16 protein-coding genes are annotated in these 26,272 nt (G+C 67.2%); 9 read left to right on the forward strand and 7 right to left on the reverse strand.

Annotated elements, in window-relative coordinates; all coding sequences use genetic code 11:
- Positions 1 to 26: 26 nt before the first annotated feature.
- Genes B5J99_RS03640 through B5J99_RS03650 form a run of 3 tightly spaced genes read left to right on the forward strand, consistent with a single transcriptional unit; the run spans position 27 to position 3,543 of the window.
- A complete protein-coding gene (locus B5J99_RS03640) occupies positions 27 to 704 on the forward strand; it encodes a cytochrome c oxidase subunit II (protein WP_211337872.1) in 678 nt (225 codons plus the stop codon).
- Positions 701 to 3,226 (forward strand): cytochrome c oxidase subunit I, encoded by a 2,526-nt coding sequence (gene ctaD / locus B5J99_RS03645; RefSeq protein ID WP_117351499.1) that lies wholly within the window; start codon positions 701 to 703, stop codon positions 3,224 to 3,226. Before B5J99_RS03640 ends, ctaD begins: the two co-directional genes overlap by 4 nt.
- Entirely contained in the window at positions 3,226 to 3,543 is a 318-nt protein-coding gene (locus B5J99_RS03650; protein WP_117351500.1) for a hypothetical protein, read from the forward strand. The genes ctaD and B5J99_RS03650 overlap by 1 nt, the downstream gene beginning before the upstream one ends.
- Here the strand turns inward: B5J99_RS03650 and B5J99_RS03655 are convergent.
- Together B5J99_RS03655 and katG are read right to left on the reverse strand one after the other, a co-directional pair.
- Positions 3,514 to 5,910, reverse strand: a complete 2,397-nt coding sequence (locus B5J99_RS03655; protein ID WP_245991731.1) for an FdhF/YdeP family oxidoreductase — start codon at positions 5,908 to 5,910, stop codon at positions 3,514 to 3,516. The genes B5J99_RS03650 and B5J99_RS03655 overlap by 30 nt on opposite strands.
- 170 nt (positions 5,911 to 6,080) lie before the next feature.
- Positions 6,081 to 8,273, reverse strand: coding sequence for a catalase/peroxidase HPI (gene katG / locus B5J99_RS03660; protein ID WP_117351501.1), 2,193 nt, complete (start codon positions 8,271 to 8,273; stop codon positions 6,081 to 6,083).
- A 202-nt stretch (positions 8,274 to 8,475) separates the two neighbouring features.
- On the opposite strand from katG, the gene B5J99_RS03665 reads away from it, so the two are divergent.
- Positions 8,476 to 9,552, forward strand: a complete 1,077-nt coding sequence (locus tag B5J99_RS03665; RefSeq protein WP_117351502.1) for an alpha/beta hydrolase — start codon at positions 8,476 to 8,478, stop codon at positions 9,550 to 9,552.
- 4 nt (positions 9,553 to 9,556) lie between these two features.
- Here B5J99_RS03665 and B5J99_RS03670 read toward each other — a convergent pair whose 3' ends face one another.
- Positions 9,557 to 10,669, reverse strand: coding sequence for an alpha/beta hydrolase fold domain-containing protein (locus B5J99_RS03670; RefSeq protein WP_231684013.1), 1,113 nt, complete (start codon positions 10,667 to 10,669; stop codon positions 9,557 to 9,559).
- 174 nt (positions 10,670 to 10,843) lie between these two features.
- Here B5J99_RS03670 and B5J99_RS03675 point away from each other — a divergent pair, with 174 nt between their 5' ends.
- The 4 genes from B5J99_RS03675 (at position 10,844) to B5J99_RS03690 (ending at position 17,061) form a co-directional block, all read left to right on the forward strand.
- Positions 10,844 to 11,953: an alpha/beta hydrolase gene (locus B5J99_RS03675; RefSeq protein ID WP_245991732.1), complete on the forward strand. Its 1,110-nt coding sequence runs from the start codon at positions 10,844 to 10,846 to the stop codon at positions 11,951 to 11,953.
- A gap of 76 nt (positions 11,954 to 12,029) precedes the next feature.
- Positions 12,030 to 14,180 (forward strand): TonB-dependent receptor, encoded by a 2,151-nt coding sequence (locus tag B5J99_RS03680; protein ID WP_117351503.1) that lies wholly within the window; start codon positions 12,030 to 12,032, stop codon positions 14,178 to 14,180.
- Between the two features lie 69 nt (positions 14,181 to 14,249).
- Positions 14,250 to 15,959 (forward strand): carboxylesterase/lipase family protein, encoded by a 1,710-nt coding sequence (locus B5J99_RS03685; protein ID WP_211337873.1) that lies wholly within the window; start codon positions 14,250 to 14,252, stop codon positions 15,957 to 15,959.
- A gap of 100 nt (positions 15,960 to 16,059) precedes the next feature.
- Positions 16,060 to 17,061: a LacI family DNA-binding transcriptional regulator gene (locus tag B5J99_RS03690; protein ID WP_054135614.1), complete on the forward strand. Its 1,002-nt coding sequence runs from the start codon at positions 16,060 to 16,062 to the stop codon at positions 17,059 to 17,061.
- Between the two features lie 15 nt (positions 17,062 to 17,076).
- On the opposite strand, the gene B5J99_RS03695 is transcribed toward B5J99_RS03690, so the two are convergent.
- Complete coding sequence (locus B5J99_RS03695) at positions 17,077 to 18,216, reverse strand: glycoside hydrolase family 68 protein (RefSeq protein WP_162892440.1); 1,140 nt, start codon at positions 18,214 to 18,216, stop codon at positions 17,077 to 17,079.
- A 338-nt stretch (positions 18,217 to 18,554) separates the two neighbouring features.
- On the opposite strand from B5J99_RS03695, the gene B5J99_RS03700 reads away from it, so the two are divergent.
- Entirely contained in the window at positions 18,555 to 19,535 is a 981-nt protein-coding gene (locus B5J99_RS03700) for an alpha/beta hydrolase (RefSeq protein WP_117351505.1), read from the forward strand.
- A 9-nt stretch (positions 19,536 to 19,544) separates the two neighbouring features.
- Here the strand turns inward: B5J99_RS03700 and B5J99_RS03705 are convergent, their stop codons facing one another.
- The 3 genes from B5J99_RS03705 to B5J99_RS03715 all read right to left on the reverse strand — a co-directional run bounded on the left by B5J99_RS03705 (position 19,545) and on the right by B5J99_RS03715 (position 26,268).
- Positions 19,545 to 22,772 (reverse strand): autotransporter outer membrane beta-barrel domain-containing protein, encoded by a 3,228-nt coding sequence (locus B5J99_RS03705; RefSeq protein WP_117351506.1) that lies wholly within the window; start codon positions 22,770 to 22,772, stop codon positions 19,545 to 19,547.
- A gap of 138 nt (positions 22,773 to 22,910) precedes the next feature.
- Positions 22,911 to 25,322 carry a TonB-dependent receptor gene (locus B5J99_RS03710; protein WP_117351507.1) on the reverse strand — a complete coding sequence of 804 codons (2,412 nt, stop codon included), beginning with the start codon at positions 25,320 to 25,322 and terminating at the stop codon, positions 22,911 to 22,913.
- Entirely contained in the window at positions 25,309 to 26,268 is a 960-nt protein-coding gene (locus B5J99_RS03715; RefSeq protein ID WP_162892441.1) for a FecR family protein, read from the reverse strand. The genes B5J99_RS03710 and B5J99_RS03715 overlap by 14 nt, the downstream gene beginning before the upstream one ends.
- Positions 26,269 to 26,272: the final 4 nt, after the last annotated feature.

The following is a 26,272-nucleotide window of genomic DNA, read 5'->3' on the forward strand; positions in this document are numbered from 1 at the left end:
TTTCCTGCAGCCGTTCAGCTCTTCCAATGCGCGCATGCCTGTTCGGTTCCCTTTTGCTGCTCGCCGCTTGCCAGGGTCCGCTCTCCACCCTCGATCCCGGTGGCCCGCAGGCGCGATCGGTTTTCGTGTTCACCTCGGCGATGGTTCTGGTCGCCGGAGCCGCTTTTGCGCTGGTGATCGGGCTGTTTGCGATCGCGCTGCGGCGGGGCAAGCGGGTGACGGGTGGCGACGCTGGCTCGGTGCGCGCCGAGCGGCGATGGGTCGTGTGGCTGGGCATCGCCTTTCCCATGAGCGTGCTCACCGTGCTGCTGGCGGCAACCTTGTGGGTCGGTGAAGGACAGTTCGTACGCGACGACACCCTGCCGACCTGGCGCGCGACCGCGTCGCAATGGGGCTGGCAGTTCGCGCCGCTGGGCGCCGATGGCGTGCCGGGCGCGACCACCGACCGACTTGTGATCCCGGCAGGCGAGCCGGTGATCGTCGAGATCGTCTCCACCGATGTGATCCACAGCTTCTGGGTGCCAAGGCTTGCAGGCAAGATGGATGCGGTTCCCGGCAAGCCCAACCGCCATCTGATCCAGGCTGATACCCCCGGAACCTATCTTGGCCAGTGCGCCGAATATTGCGGCGTCGGCCATGACCGGATGCGTTTCGAGGTGCTGGCCACCGCCCCGCGCAGCCCGGCAGCCGGGGGCCAGCCATGACGACACACCAGACATCTGCCCAGCCGCCCGTGACCCCGCACGATCCCGCCGCGCTGCATGCCGAGCTCTACGCGGTGTGGCGTGGCCTGCCGGGCTGGCGCGGCTTTGTCTGCGAGGTCAACCACGGCGCGATCGGGCTGCGCTTCATGATCACCGCGATCGTTTATTTCGCCATCGGAGGCGTGCTGGCGATGCTGATCCGCGTCCAGCTGGCCAGCCCGCGCGCCGCCTTTGTCGGCCCGGACATCTACAACCAGCTGTTCACGATGCACGGCACGATCATGATGTTCCTGTTCGCGATTCCCATGCTCGAGGGGCTGGCGCTGTATCTGCTGCCCAAGGTGATGGGGGCGCGCGACATGGCCTATCCGCGGCTCTCGGCCTTGGGCTGGTGGTGCTATGCGCTGGGCGGGCTGATCTTGCTGGTGGCGATGCTGGCAGGCGTCGCGCCCGATGGCGGATGGTTCATGTACACGCCCCTGTCGGACAAGGTGCACACGCCGGGGATCAACGCCGATGTCTGGCTGCTGGGCATCACCTTTGTCGAGATTTCGGCGATTTGCGCGGCGGTGGAGATCACCGTGTCGATCCTCAAGCTGCGCGCCGAGGGCATGGCGCTGACGCGGCTGCCGCTGTTCGCGTGGTACATGCTGGGCACGGCAGCGATGATGCTGATCGGCTTTCCGCCGCTGATCCTGGGCTCGATCCTGCTCGAGGTGCAGCGCGCGTTCGACTGGGCGTTCTTCGATCCGGCGCGCGGCGGCGATCCCATCCTGTGGCAGCACCTGTTCTGGCTGTTCGGCCATCCCGAGGTGTACATCATCTTCCTCCCCGCCGCGGGCGCGCTGTCGGTGATGATCGCGACCTTCGCACGCCAGCCGATCATCGGCCATGCGATGATCGTCGCGGCGATCTGGGCGATGGTGTTTTTGAGCTTCGGACTGTGGGTGCACCACATGTTCACCATCGGCATTCCGCATCTGGCGCTGGCATTCTTTTCCGCTGCCTCGATGCTGGTCGCGGTGCCGACATCGGTGCAGATCTTCGCATGGATCGGTACCTTGTGGAGCGGACGGCCGCGCTGGTCGCTGCCGATGCTGCACATCACCGGCTTCTTCCTGACCTTCGCGCTGGGCGGGCTGACCGGCGTGATGCTCGCCGCCGTCCCGTTCAACTGGCAGGCGCACGACACCGCTTTCGTCACCGCGCATCTGCATTATGTGCTGATCGGCGGGTTCGTCTTCCCGATGCTGGCGGCAATCACGTACTGGATGCCGCACTTCACCGGGCGGCGCGCAGTGCGCGGACTGGGGACCGCAGCGTTCTGGCTGATCTTCATCGGGGTGCACGGCACGTTCCTGGTGATGCACCTGACCGGGCTGCTCGGCATGCCGCGCAGGGTCAGCATCTATCCCGACAATCCCGAATGGGAGCTGCTCAACCTCATCTCCTCGGTGGGCGGGTTCATCATGGCCGCAGGCTTCGCGCTGTTCGCGGTCGACATGGGGCTGCAGCTCTTCATGGGGCGGCGCACCCGCCGCAACCCCTGGCGCGCGACCAGCCTCGACTGGGCGATGCGGCTGCCGCCGCCCACGTACAACCTCGCCTCGCTGCCGCGCGCGGACATGGAAACCGACGAGCGAACCCTCACCCCGTCGCGGCTCGATATGTTGGCGACCACGCTGGCGATGGGTGAAGGCATGCTCGCCGGCGCCCCGCGCGGGGTGCGCGAGACGCTGATCATCGACGCGGTCAGCGGGCGGGCAGAGGCGGTTGCGGTGCTGCCGGGGAACACCATGCGTCCCGCGCTCACCGCGCTCACCATCGGTCTGTTTTTCCTGGCGATGCTGGCGGGCTTCTACTGGGTCGCGGCCGCCGCAGTGGTTCTGGTCGCGGTGATGTGCGCAGGCTGGATCAGGCCGGTGGCGCCGATACAGGGCACAACCGCCGCTGTGCCCGAGACGATCGAGGGACTGCCCGCGAGCCCTTTCTATCGCCACGGCCTGGGCTGGTGGGGATCGGCGGTGCTGCTGGTCGCCAATGCCAGCCTTTTCGCATCGTTGCTGTTTGCGGTCGCCTTTCTCTCGGTGATCGCGCCGGGATGGGAGGGTGCGGTGCAAGAGAACCCGCATGGCGTGCTGCCGATGGCAGCGTTGCTGGTTACCGCAATCGGCGGGGCGCTGCTGCTCTGTGCGGGCCTGTGGTCGCAGCGTGCCGCAACCGCGGGGCAGCGCGCGCTGGCCTGGGCGGGCATGCTTGCGGTCGCAGCAGGCGCGCTGGCTTCGGGCGCGATGATGGCCGGATCGCCTGCCGAGCACGCGCGCCATGCGGTGCAGGCCGCGATCCTGGCCTATCTGGTGCTGCACGCGCTGATTTTGGTGACGATGCATCTGGCCGCAGCGCGCGGGCACCGCATCGGTGTGCAGGCCGTCGCGACGCAGGGCGTGCTCGCGCAGTGGCATGGCTATACCGGGCTGGTCGCGCTGGTCGGCGCGCTGGCGCTGGCGGTGGCCAAGCTGTGATGCGCAGGTCCGCCCTGACCAGGACGGTGATCGCCCTGCTGTCGGGGCTGCTGCTCTGGGCGTTGTGGTTCGCGCTGGCCTATGCGCTGCACGGCGCGCAATGCGCAGGCGCGCTGGGCCTGTCGCGCACCGCCGGCCAGATCGCGCAGGTCAGCTTGTGGCTCGTCGCGCTGGGGGTGATCGCGCTGCTGGCCAGGCGCGCTGCGCGGCTGGATGTATCACCCGGGCTGGGGCGCACGGCCCGTTATCTCCAGATCACGGCAATCGGCGCGACCATCTTCGCCGGTCTACCGATCCTCGTTCTCGCCCCCTGCTGAGCGCTGGGCGATCGTGTTCCGGCTCAGCGTGCCGTGGCCGAAGGCAATCGCCTGGCCCAGCGCCGCGATCCGCACGGGAACGGCCTTGCTGGCCGGAGTTTTCGAGGTGCGATCGTGGTGCGACAGTGCGATCAGCGGGTTGAGCTCGGGATAATAGCCCACGATCGTCCCCGAAGGCAGATCGAACGGCACCACCTCCAGATTGTCGATGCGACGATCATGCCCGTCCTCGGCATCGCCCAGCAGCGATATCCGCTGCCCCGCGACCAGGCCTGCGGCGGCGATGTCTTGCGGGTTGATCAGCACGACATCGCGCGTCCCCTCGATCCCGCGCAGCCGGTCGCTATAGCCATAGATGGTGGTGTTGAACTGGTCGTTGGAGCGGACCGTGACCAGCCGGTAGCGCCCCGGCATGTCTTCCATATCGGTCGCAGCGAGCATCTGCGGCGCGGTGAACACCGCCTTGCCGCTGTCGGTCTTCCAGATGCGCTCGCGCGCGCTGTTGCCCCGATAGAAGCCGCCGGGCTCGAACATCCGGGCGTTCATGTCGTGGAACTGCTCGTGATAGGTCTCGGCGATCAGGTCGCGGATCAGGGCGTAATCGCCGGTCCAAGCATCCCAGCGCACCTTGGGATTGGTCTTGAGGGGATTGGCCTCGAGCGTCGCCTTGGCGATACCGGCGACGATCGCGGTCTCGGACATCAGATGTTCGCTGGCGGGAGTGCGATGGCCCAGCGACCCATGGATATGGCTGAAGCTGTCCTCGATCGTCACGGTCTGCGGGCCGGACGCCTGGATGTCTTCCTCGCTGCGCCCGAGACACGGGAGCAGATAGGCGGTGCGGCCGTTGAACAGATGGTTGCGGTTGAGCTTGGTGGCGATCTGCACCGTGAGCTGCAGCTGGCCCCAGGCGGGCTCGACCCGGCCCTGATCGGGAATGGCGCGCAGGAAGTTGCCGCCCAGCCCGATGAACGCCTTGGCGCTGCCGTCGAGCACCGCCTCGCACACCTCGACCGTGGTCATTCCGGTGTCGCGCGGCGGCTCGAAGCCGAACTGCTCGGCAAGCTTGTCGAGCGGCACCAGCTCGGGCTTTTCGGAAATGCCCACGGTGCGCTGGCCCTGGACGTTGGAATGCCCGCGCACCGGGCAGATGCCTGCGCCCTTGCGCCCGATATGCCCGCGCATCAGCAGCAGGTTGACCAGCATCGCGATGTTCTCGAAGCCATGGACGTGCTGGGTGAGGCCCATGCCATAGACTCCAATGACCCGCTCGGCCCCCAGATAGACGCGGCCCGCCTCCTCGATATCGGCGCGGCTCAGACCCGATTCCTGCTCGATCCGCTCCCAGGATGTCGCATCGGCCCTGGCGCGGAAGGCGTCGAAGCCGGTGCAGTGTTGGGCGATGAAATCATGGTCGATCACCGTCTCGCCCAGCGCATCGTCCTGCGCGAATACATATTTGCACAGCCCCATGATCGCGGCGATATCGCCACCGGCGCGGACCTGCAGATACTGGCAGCTCAGATCGGTGTCGCTGCCGGTCAGCATCTGGCCGACGCGCTGCGGGTTGGTGAAGCTGAGCAGACCCTTTTCCCGGATCGGGTTGAAGGTCACGATCCGGCAGCCGCGCTCGACCGCCTTTTGCAGCGGGTGCAGAAAGCGCGGGCTATTGGTGCCGGTGTTCTGCCCGAAGAAGAAGATCGCGTCGCATTCCTCGAAATCCTGGAGCACGCAGGTGCCGACCGGCGACCCGATCAGCTCGTTGAGCGTCACCGAGGTCGTCTCGTGGCACATGTTGGAGCTGTCGGGCAGGTTGTTGTGGCCATAGAGGCGCGCGAACAGCGAATAGAGGTACGAGGTCTCCAGGCTCGCGCGGCCCGATGCGTAGAACACCGCCGATTTGGGATCGATGCTCCTGAGCTCGGCGCCGATCGCGGTGAACGCCTCGTCCCAGCTGCATTCGACATAATGGTCGCTCGCCGCATCGAAGCGCATGGGATGGGTCAGGCGCCCGACATGCTCGAGATCATGGTCGCTCCAGCCGCGCAGCTCGCTCACCGTGTGCTCGGCGAAGAATTCGGGGGGGCAGCGGTGGCTGGTCAGCTCCCAGAGCGTCGCCTTCGCGCCGTTTTCGCAGAATTCGAATGCATGCGGGTGCTTGGGCTTGCCCCAGGCGCAGCTGGTGCACATGAAGCCGCCGGTCTTGTTCTGGGTCGCCAGCGTCGCCAGCGCGCCGGGGGACGACATTTCGCGCGCCATGGTCTGCACCATCCCACGCATCGAGCCCCAGCCGCCGGTGGATCCGTCATAGGAAACGGTATCGGGATGCTCGTCGGTGCCATTGTCGGGGCTGGTGTCGGTCGTCATGGCCGGGTCCTTTTCGGGAGGTCCCGTAACTTAAGCCCCAGGTGCCGATGGGTTCCCTTTCGACACAACGCTTTACCCCGAAACGTCAGCGCAACCTGGCGATCGGAAACGGCAAGGCCCCGGACGGTTGCACCGCCGGGGCCTTGCGTTTTGGCGCGTCGGCCGCGCGCTTACTGCACGTCGAACCGGTCGGCGTTCATCACCTTGGTCCAGGCGGCGATGAAGTCATCGACGAACTTCGCCTCGTTGCCGCGCTCGGCATAGACCTCGGACACCGAACGCAGCTGCGAGTTGGAACCGAACACCAAATCGGTGCGGGTGGCGGTCCAGCGCTGCTCTCCGGTGGCGCGGTCGGTGCCGACGAACTCCTCGTCGCTGCTGGTGTCCACCACCTTCCATGCCGTGCCCATATCGAGCAGGTTGACGAAGAAGTCGTTGGTCAGCTGCCCCGGCCGATCGGTGAGCACGCCATGCGCAGAGTTGCCCGCATTGGCGCCCAGCACGCGCAGACCCGCCACCAGCACCGCCATCTGCGGGATCGAGAGGCCGAGCAGATGCGCGCGGTCGAGCATCAGCTCTTCGGTCTTCACGCTCTGCTTGGTTGCCAGATAGTTGCGGAACGCATCCGCCCGCGGCTCGAGCGGCTCGAAGCTCTCGGCATCGGTCTGTTCGGCGCTGGCATCGCCCCTGCCACCGGTGAACGGCACGCTGACATCGAACCCGGCATCGCGTGCCGCCTTTTCGACCGCTGCGGTGCCAGCCAGCACGATCGCGTCGGCCATCGACAGCGCCCCGCGCAGACGATCGATCGTCGCCAGCACCGCTGCCAGCTCTTCAGGATCGTTGACCGCCCAATCCTTCTGCGGCGCGAGCCTTACCCGCGCGCCGTTGGCGCCGCCGCGATGGTCCGACCGGCGATAGGTCGATGCCGATGCCCAGGCCGCCTTGACCAGCTCGCTGATGCTGTGGCCGCTCGCCAGGATCGCTGCCTTGAAGCCATCGACCGTCGCCTGCGAAGGCACGGTGCCGGCGGGCACCGGATCCTGCCAGATCAGGTCTTCTGCCGGAACCTCGGGGCCGAGATAGCGGACCTTGGGCCCCATGTCGCGATGGGTCAGCTTGAACCACGCGCGGGCAAAGGCATCGTCGAGCGCCGCCTGATCGTCGCGGAAGCGTTCGGAGATCTTGCGATATTCCGGATCCATCTTCAGCGCCATGTCGGCGGTGGTCATCATCGTCGGCACGCGCTTGGAAGGATCGCGTGCGTCGGGGGCCATGTCCTCGGGGTCGGGGTTGATCGGCTGCCATTGCTGCGCGCCCGCCGGGCTGCGCACCAGCTCGAAGTCGTACTTGAACAGCAGCCGGAAATAGTCGCCGCCCCAGGCCGTCGGGTTGGGCGTCCATGCCCCTTCAATCCCCGATGTGGTGATGTGGCCGGTGTTGATCTGCTCGGCATCGGTCGCCCAGCCAAAGCCCATCAGCTCCATCGCCTCGGATTCGGGCGCGCCGCTCAGCTGATCGGCCGGCACCGCACCGTGCGCCTTGCCGAAAGCGTGGCCGCCTGCGGTCAGTGCGACGGTTTCCTCGTCGTTCATCGCCATGCGCTCGAAGGTCAGCCGCATGTCGCGCGCCGATTGCAACGGATCAGGGTTGCCGCCCGGGCCTTCGGGGTTGACATAGATCAGCCCCATCTGGATCGCGGCGAGCGGGTTTTCCAGCTCCCAGCCCTTTTCGGGATTGATGCGGGTTTCCGCGCCGGTATCGACCCAGGCTTCCTCGGTGCCCCAATAGACATCGCGCTCGGGCTCGAACACGTCCTTGCGGCCGCCGCCAAAGCCGAACACCGGGCCGCCCATCGACTCGATCGCGACATTGCCGGTGAGGATGAACAGATCGGCCCAGCTGATGTGCTTGCCGTACTTCTGCTTGATCGGCCACAACAGGCGCCGCGCCTTGTCGAGATTGCCGTTGTCGGGCCAGCTGTTGAGCGGGGCGAAGCGCTGCTGGCCGCTGCTCGATCCGCCGCGGCCATCGGCGGTGCGATAGGTGCCCGCCGAGTGCCAGGCCATACGGATGAAGAACGGGCCGTAATGGCCGTAATCCGCGGGCCACCAGGGCTGCGAGTCGGTCATCAGCGCCTTGAGATCAGCCTTGAGCGCGGCATAATCGAGCTTGGCGAAGGCCTGCGCATAATCGAAATCCGGCCCCATCGGGTCGGGCGAGGTGCCGTTCTGCGTCAGGATATCGAGCTGCAGCGAGTCGGGCCACCAGTCGCGGTTGGTCCGCCCCAGCAGCGATCTGACGCCGCCATCCTTGTTCGAAAACGGGCAGTTGCCGCCCATTCCGCTTGTCTTCATGTCCATGGCTGCTCTCCTTCTGGATCTGATGGCGACCAGAATAATCCCTGCGGCGCGATCTCCCAAACAAGGAAAGCCCATCAGAGAGATAGAAAGGACCGATTGGGCCGATTGGCGAAGCCGCGCCTGCCCCCATCCTTTGCTTGGCGTCGGTCCGAATTGAACCTAGGAAATGCTCTCCAGGGACCGATCGGCAAGGAACAGGCAGATGGATATCAGTCGCAGGCATCTGACCCGGCTCGCACTTGGTGCAGGTGCGCTGTCACTGCTGACCGGCGTTGTGCCGGGCTGGCTGATCCACGCTGCCACGGCGGCGAGCCCCGCGCCCGACCCGCTGGCGCTGGTCGACGGCGAACTGCGCGAAGCTGCGCGCGCGATGCTGGCGCAGACCTTCCCGCCGATCAGCCGCGAGACGCTACCCGCGGTGCGCGCATCCTGGGTGCCGCCGCCGCTATTGAGCGCGCCTGCGCCCTCCGTGACGGTACGGCAGGTCCCCGGCCCGCCGGGCGCGCCTGCCGTGGCGGTCGAGCTGATCGGAGCGCGCCCTGACTCCACCCCGCGCCCGGCGATCCTGCACATCCATGGCGGCGGCATGATCTCGGGCCGCGCGCGCAACATGACTTCGTTCAGCCAGACACTGGCGGCGGAATTCGACGCGGTGGTGGTCAATGTCGATTATCGGTTGGCACCCGAAACCCCGTTTCCCGGCCCGGTGCTCGACAATTTCGCCGCGTTCGAATGGATGGTCGCCAACGCTGGCGAACTGGGAATCGACCCGCGGCGCATCGCCATCATGGGCGAGAGCGCAGGCGGCGGGCTGGCCGCGATGGTGGCGCAGATGGCGCGCGATTCGCGCACCGTTCAACCGTGCCTGCTGGTCATGCTCTATCCGATGCTCGACGACCGCACCGGCAGCGCCCGCATGGTCCCGCCGCATATCGGAACGATCGGCTGGTCGGCCGAGGCCAACCGTTTTGGCTGGTCGAGCTTTCTGGGTGTTCCGGCAGGATCGGACAGCGTGCCGGCAGGCAGCGTGCCTGCGCGGCTCATCGATCTTGCGGGCTTTCCGCCCAGCTTCATCGGCGTGGGCACGCTCGACCTGTTCATCGACGAGGACCTGGAATTCGGGCGCAGGCTGATCGCATCGGGCGTGCCGACGCAAATGCACGTCAGCCCCGGCGCCTATCACGCCTTCGATTTCGTGGTGCCCGAAGCGCGCATCGCGCGCGAGTTCACCCAGGCCTGGAAGTCGAGCCTGCACACCGCCTTCGGCTCGCAGGCCTGATCGCCTACTGCCCCAGATTGCGATCGAAGAATTTGAGGATCACGTCATAGGCCTGGCGTGATTCGGGCATGTCGGGCTTGTAGAAAAAGCCGTGGAACAGCCCTTCCCAGACATGCAGATCGGCATCGACCCCCAGAGCCACCATCCGGCTGTGGGTATTGACCGCCGAGGATAGCTCGAACCCGCGGGTGCCGGTGATGATCAGCGTTGGCGGAAATTGGCGCAGCACTTCGTCGGAAGAGCCCGGCGCCACCAGCGGATCAGTGGGATCGGAGCCCGCGAAATAGGGCAAAGCGGTCCAGGGGGCATCGCCGTTTGGCGGCCATTGCGGGGCGGGCCGCGCCTCGCCCACCGCTGCGGTCATGTAATCAGCGTCGCCGCCAAAGCCGTTGGCCGAGGTGGTGAGCCCCGCGCACAGGATGCCGACCGCGCCGGGTCGCGGAAGACCGTGCTTCTGGAACCATGCGGTGGCCATTCCGGTGAGCATTCCGCCCGCCGAACAGCCGTAGATGCCGATATTGGCAGCGGGATAGGTCTTGAGCAGCTCGCGATAGACCTGTGCGACATCCTCGCTCGCCGCAGGGAACTTGTGTTCGGGCCCCTGACGGTAATCCACCGAGACCACACGGATTTCGCCCAATGTCGCAACGGGGATCGACTCCAGTTCGGCGCAGGCGGGAAAGCAGCCCATGAAGCCGCCACCGTGCAAGTTGATCAGCACCCGCCGCGCGTTCCTCTTCGCGATTCCGGCCTTGGGCGCATAGTCGAACACGCGCACTCCGGCGATGCGGCGTTCGGTCAAGGTGTAGGCAAACATCGCCTTGGCCTCGGCGAGATAGGGCTCCATGAACACCGGAACGCCATTGTTCTGCTGCACCTGAACCGGGTCCTGCATCGCCTTGAGATGGTCGGTGAGATACTGCTTCGCCTCGGGGCTGAGCATCGAGGACACCGGCACCGCCATCGCCGGGACGTGCACCGTGCCATCATCGTCGATCTTCACGGGTGGAGATGGCGCGGTCTGCGCCTGTGCTGACGGGAGCGACGCCGCTGCGAGCAGCAGGACTGCCAGCCCCCGCACTGTACGGCGCATCTGCGCGATTGCTTTGACCATCATTTCGCTTCTCCCGATCGCCTCCAGGCCGCTTGCAACGCTGCCCGGACCCTTGCCTTTTTATCTGGCGGCAAGGATGTGCGTAATCGATTGCAATCTTCGCTGCAAGATGTATGAAAACGATTACACAAAGGGTGCGCCTCGCAAGAAGGGCGACTCAGCGAGGGGGTTTTGAAGGTGACAATCACGCGCAGATCGTTCGGCATCGCGGCCCTGGGCGCAGCGGTCATGCCTGCGCTGTTCAACGCCAAGGGTGCTGCGGCGCTCGCCGCGACACCTGCGATCCCTGCCGGCACTGCCCCTGCAAAGATCGATCCGCTGATGCTGGTCGACCCCGAATTGCGCGAGGGCGCCGAGCTCATCCTGTCGCGCCCGCTGCCCGATCCGCTCGATCACAAGGCCATATTGGCGATGCGCCAAGGCGTCCCGCCACCCGCCGCGCCACTGCCCGCACCTGCCCCCGCCATCGAGATGCGCCGCATCCCCGGCACGAAGGGCCAGCCCGAGGTCAGCATCGCGGTGATCGGCGCCAGGCGCGATGGCGGCAACCGCCCCGCGGTGCTGCACATCCATGGCGGCGGCTTCATCCTGGGCCGGATGCAGGACACGTTCGTCGCATCGCAGCAGCTGGCCGAAGAGCTCGACTGCGTGGTGGTTGAGGTCGAATACCGGCTGTCGCCCGAAACCGTGTTTCCCGGCCCGCTCGAGGATTGCCACACCGCATTGGTCTGGCTGCACGCCAATGCCGCCGAACTGGGCGTGAATCCCAACTCGATCGCGGTAATGGGCGAAAGCGCAGGCGGCGGCATGGCCGCGATGCTGGCGATCGCCGCGCGCGACCGCGGCAGCGTCCCGCTGTGCTATCAGGTGCTGATCTATCCCATGCTCGACGACCGCACCGGCACCACCCGCCGCGTGCCGCCGTTCATCGGCACCATTGGCTGGAACGAGGCAGGCAACGCGGTTGGATGGAGCAGCCTGATGGGGGTGCCCGCCGGAAGCGATCGCGTGCCGAGCGGCGCGGTGCCTGCGCGCACCAGCGATCTGTCCGGGCTGCCGCCGACCTTTATCGGCGTCGGCGCGATCGACCTGTTCGTCGATGAAAACATCGCTTATGCGCAAAGGCTGATCGCGCACGCCGTGCCGACCCAGCTGCTGGTGGTTCCGGGCGCCTATCATGGCTTTGATTTCATCGCCCCCAGATCCCGCGCATCACGCACCTTCATCGCCTCGTGGAAACTCGCGCTGGGCGCGGCTTTCCGCGACCGCGCCGCCGCATCGGGCTGAGGCGCCACAATAAAGAGCCAGTTTGACACTATTTGCACAATCGATTACGCAAAAACCAGAACCTAGGGAGGATCTCATGAAGGCCAGTTTCCGTTTCCGTGCCGTGCGCACCCGGCTTGCAGGCGCCGCAGCGGCTGCGGCGCTGTTTGCCGTCCCGGCGCATGCGCAAGACAGCGCATCGCAGGACGATGATGCCCCGGCGGGCGGCGAGATCGTCGTCACCGCCAGCAAGACCGGCGCGGTCACGCTCGACAAGGTGCCTTATGCCATCCAGGCGTTCGATGGCGGTACGCTCAAGGAACGCAACATCCGCGATGGCTCGGATCTCATCCAACTGATCCCGGGCGCATCGCAGGCGCAGGAAATCGGCGCGGGCTATCGCATCTTCTCGTTCCGCGGCTCGGGCGCAGGCGGCCCGATCGGCGATGGCCTGATCGGCTATTATCTCGACGACACCCCGTTCGGCGTGCCCAACAACCAGGCCGCGCCGCCGGTGCAATATTTCGATATCGAACAGGTGGAAGTGCTGCGCGGCCCCCAGGGCACGCTGTATGGCCTTGGTTCGTCGGCCGGCACGATCATCTATCGCACCAAGAACCCGGACCTGGACCAGGTGACCTATGCCGGCGAGGTCGAGCTGTCGGGCACGCGATCGGCAGGCGATCCCAATTATCGCGGTGCGGCGGCGTTTTCGGTGCCCATCGTTCCCGGCAAATTGGGCCTGCGGATCAGCGGCGGCTATGACCGCCGGTCGGGCACTGCCGATATCTTTGCCGGTGCCCCCACCGGTGTCCCGCGCGAGCGCAACGCCAACGACGCCACCGCCAAGGACATCCAGGCGGTGCTGCTGTGGCAGGCCGATGACAAGACCACGGTGCGCACGCGCGCCTGGTATTTCAGCACCGACCAGAAGTACCTCAACGTCATCAACTCGCTCGATCCGCCGTTCGCCTCTTTCCAGGGCGATGTCGTCGGCTTCGACCGTCGCCGCGCCTGGTATGCGTCGAACACCATCACCCGCGAGATCGGCGATTTCACGCTGACCAACGCGACCTCCTACCAGAAGTCGCTTCCCGGCGGTTTCCAGGTCGGTCTCAACCTCGGCGCGCCGCTGGGCATCGGGGTTCTCGAAAATGGCGGCGATGCGCGCAACTTCGTCAACGAACTGCGGCTGGCGACCTCGACCCCCGGTCCGTTCAAGGGCGTTGCCGGGATCTTCTACCAGAACGCCCGCAGCCTCTATACCTTCAACCTGACCTTCCCGGCCTTTGCGCTGAGCGGGCGGACGATCACCAAGACCGAAAACGCGGCGCTGTTCACCGAAGCCAGCTACGAGCTGTTCGACGGCCTGATCACGCCGCTGGTCGGCCTTCGCTACTTCAAGGACGAGCGCGAATCGGATTCGATCTCGAACGGCGTTGCGGTGGCCAGCCGGGCCAAGCCCGATGCGCTGACCTGGCGTGCCAACATCGCGATCAATCCGTCGCCCGACTGGATGATGTTCTTCAACGCCGGAACGGGCTTCCGCAGCGGTATCCTGCAATCGCAGGCACAGGCCGATGCGGTGATCGCCGATGGCGTGCCCAGCGACATCTCGCTTACGCCGGACAAGTTGCGCAACCTCGAAGTGGGCGTCAAGGGATCGCTGTTCGATGGCGCACTGCGCGTCGCGGTCAGCCTGTACGACATCAAGTACACCAACATCCAGAGCGCATTCAACACCTCGATCGGCCTGTCGGCGTTCGCCAATCTGGGCGACGGCAAGGCGCAGGGGATCGATATCGAGGCGACCTGGCGCACGCCGCTGCCCGGCCTCACGATCAACGCCATCGGCAACATCAACGATTCCAAGTTCACCCGCGTGCGCCCCGCCTTTGCCGGTGCCGATCCGCGCATCGCCAACGGGCTGAGGTTGCTCAACACGCCCGAGCACAACTTCCGCCTGGATGCGAGCTACGAGCGCAAGATCGGCAATGTCGAACTCTTCGCCACCAGTTCGGCCACCTTTATCGGCCGATCGCGGCTGGGCGATGCGGTGGTCGACGAGATCGATCCGTACGAGCTGTATCAGGCCAGCCTGGGCGTGCGCTTCGACCGCTATGAAGTGCGGCTGTTCGGCGACAACCTGTCCGATCTGCGCGGACCGACTTCTGCCAACGGCCCGACGCTGCTGGCCGGGCCCCGCCCGCGCACCTTCGGCATCACCTTCCGCGTCAATACCAACTGACCGGCTACGGGCGGCGTGCTTCCGGCGACGGACGGCACGCCGCCTGCCGCGTCGCTGGAGGCCCATGCCATGCCCAAGCCGGAGGAAGCCAGCCTCGCATCGCCCACCGATCCCGATCGGCGCGGGATCATGACGGGGGCTGCGCTGGCCACCGGCCTTGCGCTCTGTCCTGCATCCGCCAGCCTGGCCGATGCCAAGACGCCTGCCCCCAACCCCGCCAATCCCGAAATCAGCACCGACCCTGCGCAGGTCACCGCCAGAACCGCGAGCGGGCGGCTGCGCGGCTATCGCAAGGGGCGGATCACGATCTTCAAGGGCGTGCCCTATGCCGCGCCGACAGGCGGCGCCAACCGCTTTCGCCCGCCCCGGCCGGTAGCCCCCTGGCACGGTGTGCGCTCGGCGCTGCATTACGGCCCGATCGCTCCGCAGGACAAGGGCACCGGACGGCTCAACGACGAAGAGGCCTTTATCTTCCGCTGGAACGACGCGGTCGAGGACGAGGACTGCCTGCGCCTCAACATCTGGACGCCCGGGCTTTACGATGCGCGTCGCCCGGTGCTGGTCTGGCTGCACGGCGGCGGTTTTGCCGCGGGATCGGGGCATGACATCCCCGCCTTTGACGGCGAGAACGTCGCCCGCACCGGTGATGCCGTGGTGGTCACGCTCAACCACCGGCTCAACCTGCTGGGCTTTCTCGATCTGTCGTCCTGGGGCGAGGGCTTTGAAGATTCAGGCAATGTCGGCATGCTCGACATCGTCGCGGCGCTCGCCTGGGTGCGCGACAACATCGCGCGCTTCGGCGGCGATCCCGACCGCGTCACCATTTTCGGCCAGTCGGGCGGCGGTGCCAAGGTCACCGCGCTGATGGCGATGCCCGCCGCGCGCGGGCTGTTCCACCGTGCGGCGATCCTCAGCGGATCGTTCGCGATGTTCAACACGCCGGATCGCAGCGCACAGCTTTCGGCCTTGCTGCTGGCAGAGCTGGGGATTGCCAAGGGCGATATCGCGGCGCTGCAGGCCCTGCCCTATCCGACGCTGCGCGCGGCTGCCGAACGCGTTACGGCGAAGATCAACCCCGGGTTTGACGGCTTCATCGATGTGCGCCGCATCGCGCAGATGCTGAACTTCGCGCCCGTGGTCGATGGCCGCAGCATCCTGCCGACACCCGGCGCGCCCGGCGTGCCGCTGACCGATCCCAAGGTGCCGCTGATCATCGGCTCCACGCTCAACGAGTTCGTCACCGGGATCAACCAGCCGGAGGTCGAGGCGATGACCGAGCAGGTCTTGCACGCGCGCGCCGAACGCTTCGCGCCCGGACGCGGCGATGCGGTCGTGCGCGCCTTTAGCGCCGTGACGCCCGACGCCGCCCCCTTCGACCTGTGGAGCCGGATCGCCACCGCGCCGATCCGGCAGGCGGTGATCGATCAGGCCAAGCGCCGGATCGCCGCCGACGCCGCCCCCACCTATCTGTACTGGTTCACTTGGGCGACCCCGATCCTGGAGGGGCGGCCGCGGTCGTTCCACTGCCTCGACATCCCCTTCTGGTTCGACAATGCCGCCGCCTGCGCGTCGATGACTGGCGGCGGGAGCGCCGCACGCGCGCTGGCCAAGCAGATGTCGCAGGCGCTGGTCGCCTTCGCCGCCACCGGCGTGCCCAGCGCCAGCGCGCTGCCCGTCTGGCTGCCGGTGACAGCCGGGGCGTTTCCATCGCTGCGGCTCGACACCGGTCCTCGCATGATCGCGGAAATCGACGCGGCCGAGCGGGCCAGCCTGAAGTAATGGTATATCGGCCATTGGCCCGATGCGCAGCCGCGTGTAGGAAGTGTGCGGGGTGTCAGCAGCCTCTGCCCGCACCGCACGGGCGGATACGAAGGATCCGATGGTCAGCGTCAAGAATCTGAAGGAATTTTCCGAACTCGCCGGGGTTTCCACGGCGACCGCCTCGCGCGCGCTGACCGGATCGGGCCGCGTCAGCGAGGAGACCCGCAAGCGCATTGCCGCGCTTGCCGAGAAATTGGGCTATCAGCCCAACATCGCCGCGCGCAACCTGCGCACCCAGCGCACCATGACCATCGGCGTGCTGGTTCCGCTGGGCCACGAGGCGCTGCAGCACCTCTCCGACCCGTTCTTCAACACCATGACCGGCTTTCTGGCCGATGCCTTCGCTGAGAACGGCTATGACATGCTGCTCTCGCGCGTGCTGCCGCGCAACGACCGCTGGATGGACCGCTTCATCGGCAGCGGGCGGGTCGATGGCATCGTCGTGGTGGGGCAATCGGACCAGTTCCATGTCATCGAGACGGTATCCCGGCGCTACCAGCCGATGGTGGTGTGGGGCGGGCATTCGCCCGATCAGCACCATTGCTCGATCGGCTCGGACAACCGTCTGGGCGGGCGCATGGCGACGATGCATCTGGTCGAGCGCGGCTGCACCCGAATTGCCTATGCCGGGCCGATCAAGGGATCCGAATTCGGCGAGCGTGCCGATGGCGCACGCGCCGCGCTTATCGACGCGGGACTGGCACCGCTCGAGGAAATCCCGACCCATTTCGAGCCCGACGCTGCTTATGCCGATGTCCGCGAAAAGCTCGCGGCGCTGCCGCACATGCCCGACGGGATCGTCGCGGGATCGGATGTCACCGCGATCAGCGTCATCCGCGCGCTGCGCGATCTGGGCCAGCGCGTGCCCGAAGACGTCAGGGTGATCGGCTATGACGGCCTGCCGATCGGAGAGCATATGGCGCCGCCGCTCAGCACCATCGACCAGCAGCTGCGCCATGGCGCGCAACTGCTCACCGAGACGCTGTTCCGGCGGATTGCGGGCGAGGACACCGTCTCGCAGCAGATCGAACCGCAGCTGATCATCCGCGGATCGACCTGAGACCCTGCGCTGGCGTCAGCCGACCACGCGCGCCGTCGCGCCGTCGAGCGCGATGCGAAAGAACGGCGCGGGATAACCCGCAAAATGCGCGCGGCGCTGCGCGGCGTCGACAATCAGGCCCATGTCGCGGATGCCGGGGAAGTCGGCGAACCCGATCACCTGCAGGTCGTCCAGCACCCACCAGCTGTATTCCTGCGCGGGGCATTCGGGCGGGGTGCCTGCCACCAGCCCGGTGCCGTTGAGCAGCGTGAACGGACCCAATGGCGAAGGCGCCACCGCGCCATACAGCCCGGTGGGCGCCACAATGTTCTCGGCAAAGACCTTCGCCTGGGTCGACCAGAACAGATAGTAGTTCCCGCCACGCTGGCGCATGTGCGGGCGTTCGAGCTCGTTGTTGACGCCCGCCGCACTGAGCACCGGGGGCAGCATCTGCCACGCGCCGCCGGCGTCGTCCTGCCGCGCGACCCCGATATTGCCCGTCCACCGCGAGGACGAACGCGCGCACGATCCGGTAAAAAACAGGTAGGCGCCGCCCGTGGCAGCATCGCGGAAAAAGCCGGGATCGCGAAAGCCCAGAATTTCGCCGCCGCGGCCTTCGGTCTGGTTGGCGACCTGATAGTCGATCCCGTCGGCGACCATGGTTTCCTGCGGTGCCGACCAGTCGGACAGGATGATCCCGCCATCGCTGGCGGCAAAACTGCAGCTCGCCTCGAACAGGCGCTGCTCCAGGCTGGGCCCGGGCCCGTTGCGACGCCCGGCGGCGGTGAAGTGGACGGTGAGCCGCGTGCCTGTGTCGTCGAGCACCGCCGATCCCGACCATTCGCGGTCGCCGGGGGTGAAGCCTTCCGGAAACACCGGCTGATGCAGCGTCCAGCGGCCGTCGCGTTCGCTGGCAAGATAGATGCGCGCAACCATGTGGCGGGAATCGGGATCGGGCTCGACGGTAGCTGCCAGCACCATCCACAAAGCGGCGCCGTCGAAGCGCGGCAGGCGGCCATCTTCATGCTCGACCGGCCACATGTCCCACAGATCGAAGCCGGGAACCCGCGCGCTGCTGTCCAGCGCGAAGGCGGGAATGGTGTTGGCAGGGTCGCGCATCAGCGTTGCCAGATCGCCCGCGGTCCAGACGGTGGGCGCATCAGATGTTGCAAGCACAACCGCTTCGTCTGTTGTGCCCACGCCGGTTACCATATTCCAAATTCCCTTTGCCAGCCGCAGCAGGGGCCTGCCCCCGCGTAAACGTTACACCATATTCCGCAGGGGATGCCGCCCGGGCACCGCAGTGCAGTCACCTGGAAGCCGCCGCTGCCCCGTCAAAAGGCATATTTGCAAGACCCTCGCCCCTGGTCCGTCGCCCTTGCGGGCAACGCTTGTCAGCGACCTTAGGCAAGAGCAATCGATTGCGCAATCTTCTCTTTTGTGATCAAGCGTGCCACGATGATAGCAAGGACGAACCACCCCGATGCCCCGGCATCGATCCGCGGGAGAACGCAATGCACTGGCAGGTCAACCGCAGGCAGATGCTGCTGGCGAGTGGAGTGTTGCTGATGAACGTGCCCGCACTCGATGCACGCGAGGCGCTGCAGATCCCGCAGGGCACCGGCCCGCTGCCGCCCGAATGGACCACAGCGCCATCGATCGCTCTGTGGGATGGCCCGCCGCCCGGTGCCCCCGCCAGCGCGCCGGTCCGATCGGCCACGCTCGATCCGGTGTTCATCACCGGCGTCGCGCGCGCCGAGATGCGTGTCTTCCGGCCAGAGAAGAGCAATGGCCGCGCAGTGCTGACCATCCCCGGCGGCGCCTATAATTTCGTCTCGATCCGCAACGAAGGCACCGATGTTGCCCGGGTGCTGACCGCGCTGGGCTATACCGTCTTCGTGCTGGTCTACCGCCTCCCCGGCGAAGGCTGGGCCGAGCGCTGGAATGTGCCGCTACAGGATGCGCAAAGGGCGATGCGGATCGTCCGCGCGCGTGCGCAGAGCTATGCGATCGATCCGGCCACGGTTGCGGTGCTGGGCTTCTCTGCCGGGGGGCACCTCGCCGCCTCGCTGATTACCGCGAGCGAGGAACAGGTCTATGCTCCCCGCGACGTGGCGGACAGTCTGGACGCGAGGCCAATGTGCGCGGGGCTGATCTATCCGGTGATCGCCGCGAGCGCGCCGCACACCCATGGCTTGTCGGCCGAGACGCTGCTGGGCCCGTCGCCCGGAGCTGACCGCATTGCGCTTCGCTCACCGGCGCTTCATGTCGATGCGGCCACACCGCCCACCTTCCTTGTCCACGCGCTCGACGATACGGCGGTGCCCTATCCCAACAGCGCGCTGTTCATGGATGCGATGCTGGCCGCCGGACGCCCGGTCGAAACGCATTATTTCGAGGAAGGCGGGCATGGCTTCGGCATCGGGCCGGCCAATGCCCCCGCAGGGCAATGGCCGGCCTTGTTCGATGCGTTTCTCAGGCGGCACGCCGGTTAGCGCCTCCTTTTAGAAGCCCACGCGAAGCGAGACCCGGGCGTTGAGGGCAATCTTCTCATATTGCTCCTCGGCGCCGACTTCGCCCGCCAGCGAAAAGCCGCTCTGGCCGCCGACCAGCCTCAGCCCGCCGATCCACCCGTCGTTGCGCGCATCGGGGAGCAATGTGAACGCCGCGCCGCCCTTGAAGCGCGCGGTGGTCGCGCCGAGCGAGCCGCCGATGATCTGGCGGCGACCGCCTTCGATCTCGGCACGCAGCCACACCGCATCCGCGGCCAGGCTGCCGAGGTCATAGCCCGCAACCAGCGTGCCGTTGACCGCGATCTCGTCGCTGCTGCGCTTGTCCACCGTCAGGTTGAACGCATCGCCGCCGCCGGTCTCGGCAAAGCCGTCCTCGTCGAGCCGGTAATAGTCGATCGAGGCCGAAGGCCGCAGCGCAAAGCGCCTGCCGATCTTCGCCTCATAGCCCAGCCCCGCCGAGGCGCTGTAGAGCTGGCCCGACCAGGTTCCGCGGGCATTGCGTTCGATCACATTGGTGCCTTGCGCAAAGGCGAAGCGGCGCGTGCCTTCAAAGTCGATCTGCGCGAACGAACCGCGGGCAAAGGCGCGCAGCGGGCCCCAGTCGCCGCGCCAGTGCGCCGCCAGCTCATACTGGTCAGACCGCACCTCGTTGCCGGTGTCCTGATCGTCGTTCTTGCCGTTGAGATAGGCGAGCGAGACGCCAAACCTGCCGACATCGCCTGCCTTGATCTCGGCCCCGCCGGTTGCACCCCAGCCGCTGGTGTCGAATGCGGCGGTGCCCCGGTTGGCCTTTTCGCTGCCCCAGACGGTCTGCTGCAGCCAGAAGCCCCAGCCGCCCTGGTCGCTATAGGGCGCTGCGGTATCGGTGAGGAACCGCGCGGTCGCGCGCGAGCCCTGGGTCACGGTGGCGAAGGTTCCCCCGGCGTGATCGGGCAGCATCTGCTGCACCGCGGCGCCCGCCTGCTCGGCATTGGCGATCGACAGGAAGCTGTTTGCCACCTGCGCATCGCTGTCCAGCGCCTTGAACACCGCATCATAGGCGCGCGCCTGCGAGGCCGAAAGGCTGAGCTCGGTGGCGGTCTTGCGCTTGATGTCGACCGCAACGGTGCCCGCGGCATCATTGCCCGTCACGCTGGACTTGAACAGGAACGGCAGCGCGATGCTGGAGGCGACGAGGTTGGCGCTGCCCGTCAGCCGGCCTGCGGACAGGATCTGGTAGGTCCCTTCCGACTGGCTGACATTGACCAGGGTCACGCCCAGCCGCGAGCCTGCGCCAAAACTGGCGTCGCCTGCGACGTCGAGCCGGGTGACGGTGCCAGCCTTGCCGTCGATGGTCACGCCGAGCATGCCCTGGTCGGTGACCGCGAGCGAGCCGAGCGCCACGGTTCCGGGGCTGGTGATGCCAAGCGATCCGCCCGCAACCGTCACCGCTGCCTGCCCGGCACCCGCCAGCGTGCCGCGGAACTGCGCGGAGCCAGAGAGCGCGAGCGTGTCGGCGCCGCCGCCCAGGTCCAGCCTGCCGACCAGCGCCGACTTGCCTGCCAGTTGCACCGTATCGGCGCCGCTGCCGAAGGTCGCATCACCGGTGAGCAGCGCTTCGCCGCTCGCCAGCAACCGGTTGCTGCCCGCACCGAACTGCATCGCGCCGGTGATCGTGCCAGCCGACACCTCGAGCAGATCACTGCCCGATCCCAGCCGGATATCGCCGGTAATCGAAGGCTTGCCCGTGGGCGTCGCCGCGCTCTGGCGGATGGTGGCACCGCTGGTGTTGGCGGCCAGATCGATCGCGATCGCGCGGCCCGCTGCGGGCTTGGCGGCAACCGCGCTGATCGTGCCGCTGTTCTCGATCGTGCGGAGCGATCCCGACAGGTCGGCGATCGCGACGGCAGAACCCTCGCCCGCTGCGTTGGCGGTGATCCTGCCGCTGTTGGTGATCCCTGCGAGCGATCCGCCCGCATCGATCACCACCGCGCGCACCTGGTTGGCGGCGACCGAGCCGCCACCCGCCTCGATCGTGCCGGTGTTGCGCAATCCCGGCACGCTGGCGAGCGCGCCGATGCGGATCGCGGTGGCGTTGCCGCCGTTCGATGCAGCGGAGACCGTGCCGTTGTTGAGAACGCCGCCGGTAATGGTGGTGGCCTGGCCGAGGCCGCCAATCACCAGACCGTTGCCCGCGACATCCTTGTAGACGCCGCTGCCCAGGATGCGGCCGTTGATCACCAGGCCGTTGCCGGCAGCCGCGCTGCCGCCCACCGCGCCGATGGCGACCGCGGCGGTCGCCGAGCCGATCTGCACGGCAGCGGCCGAGCCGAACGACGTGATCGTCGCGGTACCTTCCTTGTCGTCCTCGATCCCGTCCTTGTCCTCATCCTTGTCATCGGGCTTGGTGTTGGGCGGCGGTACATCGAGCAGGATGCCGCCTGCGACCGACCCTGCCACCTGCAGCGCCGGGCCGCCCTGCAGCAGATCGTCGGCATCGAGCTTGCTGACATCGGCAGGCGGGGTGGCGCTGCGATAGCCGGTGGAGGTGATGCTGCCCTGCACGGTGAGCGCGCCGCCGATCGGCCCGGTCAGCGCAACACCGATGGCGTTCGCGCCGACAGTCGCGATCGAGCCGGTGAGCGCGACATTGCCGCTGACCGCACCGGCGCGGATTCCGGCGGAATTGTCGCCGCGCACCGATACCGAGCCGCTGCTGGTCAGCGATCCGGTTAAAGGGCCCTCCAGGCTGATGCCCGCGCTCGAGTTGCCCTCGATGGTGATGGTGCCAGCGTTGATCACCGATCCGGTGAGCGCGCCCAGGGTGCGGATGCCGAAGCGGTTCTGGCCTTGCGCAAACGGTCCGTCGAGATCGCCGTCATTGTCGGTGTCGGTCGGCGCAAAGGTCTCGTCGATGGTGATCGTGCCCGAGTTGGTGATGGTCGCGCTGGTCCCCGCGACCGCGACGATCCCGGCGGAATTGCTGGCATCGGTGGTCTGGATGGTGCCTTCGTTGGTGACGTTGTGGTTGCTGTTGACCGTCACCGCAACGCCTCCCGATGCAGGCTTGATCGATCCAGCCGAGGTGATCTTGATGCTGTCGGCAGCGCCATTGTTGGCCGTGGCGGTCGCGATCGGCGTGGTACGCGCGGTGGTCACGCTGGTTTCGGCAAGCGCCGCAGCCTGGGGGAGCAGCAGCGATACGGGAGTCAAACAGGTACAGGCCAGCAAGAGGCGCATGATCGTCCTTTCAGGGTCTTTCAGGGAAGTGTGTGGGTTCACTCACCAAGACGCTGCGGACGAATCAGACCCGCATGGCACTCACCGAAAGGCTGCGCATATTCGGAGCAAAATTTTGAGAAATATGGATAATTTCTGTCAGAAGCTGAAGTCCGCGCCGATCCGGATGGTGCGCGGGCGCAGCGGCGTGGTCTGTTCGCCCCAGGGCAAGGTGAACGGCGATCCGAGCGCGAAGCGGTTGCCGCGGGCATCGAACAGGTTGGTCGCCTGGATCCAGAAGGTGCTGCGCTCGCGCGCCAGGCTGGCCGAAACGCCCGTGTCGAGCACATCGCCCTGCTGCACCCCCAGCACCGGCCCGATGCCCAGCCGCGACCGCCCGACATAGCGCAGCGATCCGCTGATGCTGAGATCGCCCGCAGCGCCCAGCGACGCGCGATAGCTGCCCGCCAGCCGCCCGGAAAAGCGCGCGACGTTGGGCAGGTCGTTCGTCTCTGCCACCACCGCGCCTGCTGGGATCGAGGCAAAATCGAAGTTCGCGCGGTTGGACGGCAGCACGAAGATCCCCGCCGCTGGCGTGACCAGACGGCTGTCGGCCCAGACCGCCGAGGCCTCGATCGAAACCGCGCTCACCGGGCGCCAGGCCAGCGTCGCATCCAGCGTGACGATGCGCCCGTTGCCGATGTTTTCTGTCGCCGGCAGCCCGTCCGCATCGATCAGATCGGCCTGGATGTTGCGCCAGCGGGTATAGGCCAGCGTCACGTCGCCGCTCAGCGAATCGGCAGAAAACGCAAGGCCCGCCTCCACCGCCGAGACGGTGTCGGGGCGGTAGCGCCGCACCATCTGGTCGCGCACGCCTATGCCCCCGGGGCGAAAGCCCTCCTGATAGCGCGCGTGCGCCGAGAAACCGTCCGAAAAACGGTAGCGCAGCCCCGCCGAAGGCAGGAAGGCGGTCTGGGTGCGCCGCGCATTGCTGCGTGCCAGCGCGGCGACCGAGAGGAAGGGTGAATCCAGCGCTTCGCCCGACAGCCGCATATGGCTGAGCCGTCCGCCCAGATCGAGATACAGCCGGTCGGTCGCGGGGATGGCGAGATCGGCATAGGCGGTCGCTTCGTCCACCCCGTTTTCGATTCCGGTGATCGCCGCTGCGCGCGCCACCTCGCCGCGCGCGCGACGGATGCGATAGCGGTTGCTGAGCAGGCTGGTGCCGACCAGCCAGCCGATCCCGCCCGCGGTCTCGCCCGACAGCCGGGTCTCGTTGGTGACCAGCCGCGTCTCGCCCCGCTGGCGGAACAGGCTGGGCGTCTGGCCGGGGACGCTGGCATCGAAGGTTTCGGTGAGGTCCAGCCCGGTCAGCGTCGTGGTCGAGAGCAGCTCGAAGCTGTCCCATTGCTTGCCCACCGCCAGCTGGCCCAGCCGGAAGCGACTGCGAAAGGGCTGCGCGAACGGGCTTGCCCGGTCGAGGCCATCGCCCAGCCGGTCGGCATATTGGCTGTCGCGCCCGTCGATATCCTGCGCAGCGGCCATCATGTCGATGGTCCATCCCGCACCCGGCTCGATCCGCGCCAGCACGCGCCCGCCCACGGTATCGACGCGGTTGATATCGTTGCGCCCGCGCAGGCGGTCGTCGATATAGCCGCCGTCGCGCGCGCCATAGACCACCGCGCGCAGGCCCACCGCCCCCTCGACGACGGGAATGTTGAGCATCGCGCTGCCATCGAACGAGGGATCGCCGTTCTGCGTGGCGGCGAGCGAGAGCGACTGCGCTGCCTGCCAGTCGCGCGAATCGGGGAGGTTGGGGAGCAGCCGGATCACCCCGCCCAGCGTGCCCGCGCCATAAAGCGTACCCTGCGGCCCCTGCCGCACCTCGACCGTGGCGAGGTCGACCAGCCTCAGGTCCGGATCGGGCGCGTTGTAGTTGAGCCGCGCCGAGCCCAGATACTGGCCCACCACCGCCTGGGTTGGGCCGTTGAAGCTTGAATCCGAAATCGCGCGCAGGAACAGCCGGTTGCGCCCCGGTCCAAGCTGGGTGGAGCCCAGAGTGGGCAGCCGTTCGACCAGCGCATCTGACCCTCGGCCCTGCCCGCCCAGCGCAAAGTCGCCCTCCAGCCGGATGTAGCCAAAGGTGTCGCGAGTCAGCGCCTCGGGCGGTGGGCGCTGCGCGGTGACGACGATTTCGTGGATCGGTTCGGGCAAGGACGAGGGCACGGCCATTGCGAGCCGGATCGGCGCGCCGCTGCGCCTCGCGGTGACCGGCGCGCGCACGATGCGCCAGTGATCGGCCGCCAGCCGCACCGCGCGGGCATCGCTGGCCTGCAGCAGCCGGTCGAGCGCCTCTCGCGTGGTCATGGTGCCGCGCAAACGGCGCACCCGGTGCGCGCCGATCTGCCGGTCGGTCAGGCCGATGCTGATTCCCGCCTGCCGCCCCAGGGCGATGATGGCGGTGTCCAGCCTGCCCGCCGCGATGTCGATCCGCACCGGCGCTTCGGCCTGCGCGGGCGATGCCAGCGCCGCCAGCGGCAGCGCGAGCATCGTCAGGCTAAGGCAGCGCATCGTCGCTCACCAGCTCCCAGCCATCGGCCCGGCGCACCGCGCGGGTGCCCAGCACCGGCGCGATCGCTGCCACCGCGCCTGCGCCCCTGCCGCTGATCTGCACCACCCCGCTGAACGGGCGCGCGGCGATAGAGGGGTGAACCAGGATGCGCGTGCCCAGCCCCCGCTCCAATGCTGCGGCGACGGCGGCCAGGCTGGTGCCGGCAAAGCTCAGCCGCCCTGATCGCCAGCTGCCGACCTGGTCGGGCGCGATATCGGACAGCATGATCCCGCCGCCTGCGCCTGCCATGACCGCGCGGCGTCCTGCGGGCAGGCGAACATTTTCCCGCTCGGGATTGACGATCACCACGCCCTCGGAGACCGCGACATCGAGATCGCTGCCGGTCCTTACGACATTGAAAGCGGTTCCGGCATCGACCAGCCGGACATCGCCCGCCTCGACGACAAACGGGTCGCGCGCGTCGTGCTGCACCTCGAACAGCGCTTCTCCGGTCTCCAGCCGGGCAAAGCGCGGGTTGCCGCGATCCAGCCCGAGCCGCGAACCGCCGTTGATCACGATCATGCTGCCATCGGGCAGATCGATGCTCCGCGTCTCGCCCATCGCGGTGGTGACGGTGTAAGGCTGCGGGCGCATCTGCCAGGCCGGAATGGCGATCACCGCGAGCAGGCTGGCCGCCAGCGCACCGATCATCCAGCGGCGGCGCACGGTCTTTTGGCGCGGCCCGACTTCTTCGTCATTGGCCGCACGAGGCATGGCGGGCGCAGCCTGAGCGGCCAGATCTGCCACGCTCCCCGCCGCCGCCAGCGCCTGATCATAGGCAAGAGTGTGGCGCGGGTCGGCTTCCAGCCAGCGGGCAAAGCCGTCCCAATCGGAAAAATCCGGGTGCTGGGTCGCGATGGCCCAGTCGATCGCCTCGAGGCGGATATGGTCACCAGTGTCTGTCATCATG

Origin of the sequence: Blastomonas fulva, from assembly GCF_003431825.1 — a bacterium.
Lineage (GTDB): Bacteria > Pseudomonadota > Alphaproteobacteria > Sphingomonadales > Sphingomonadaceae > Blastomonas > Blastomonas fulva.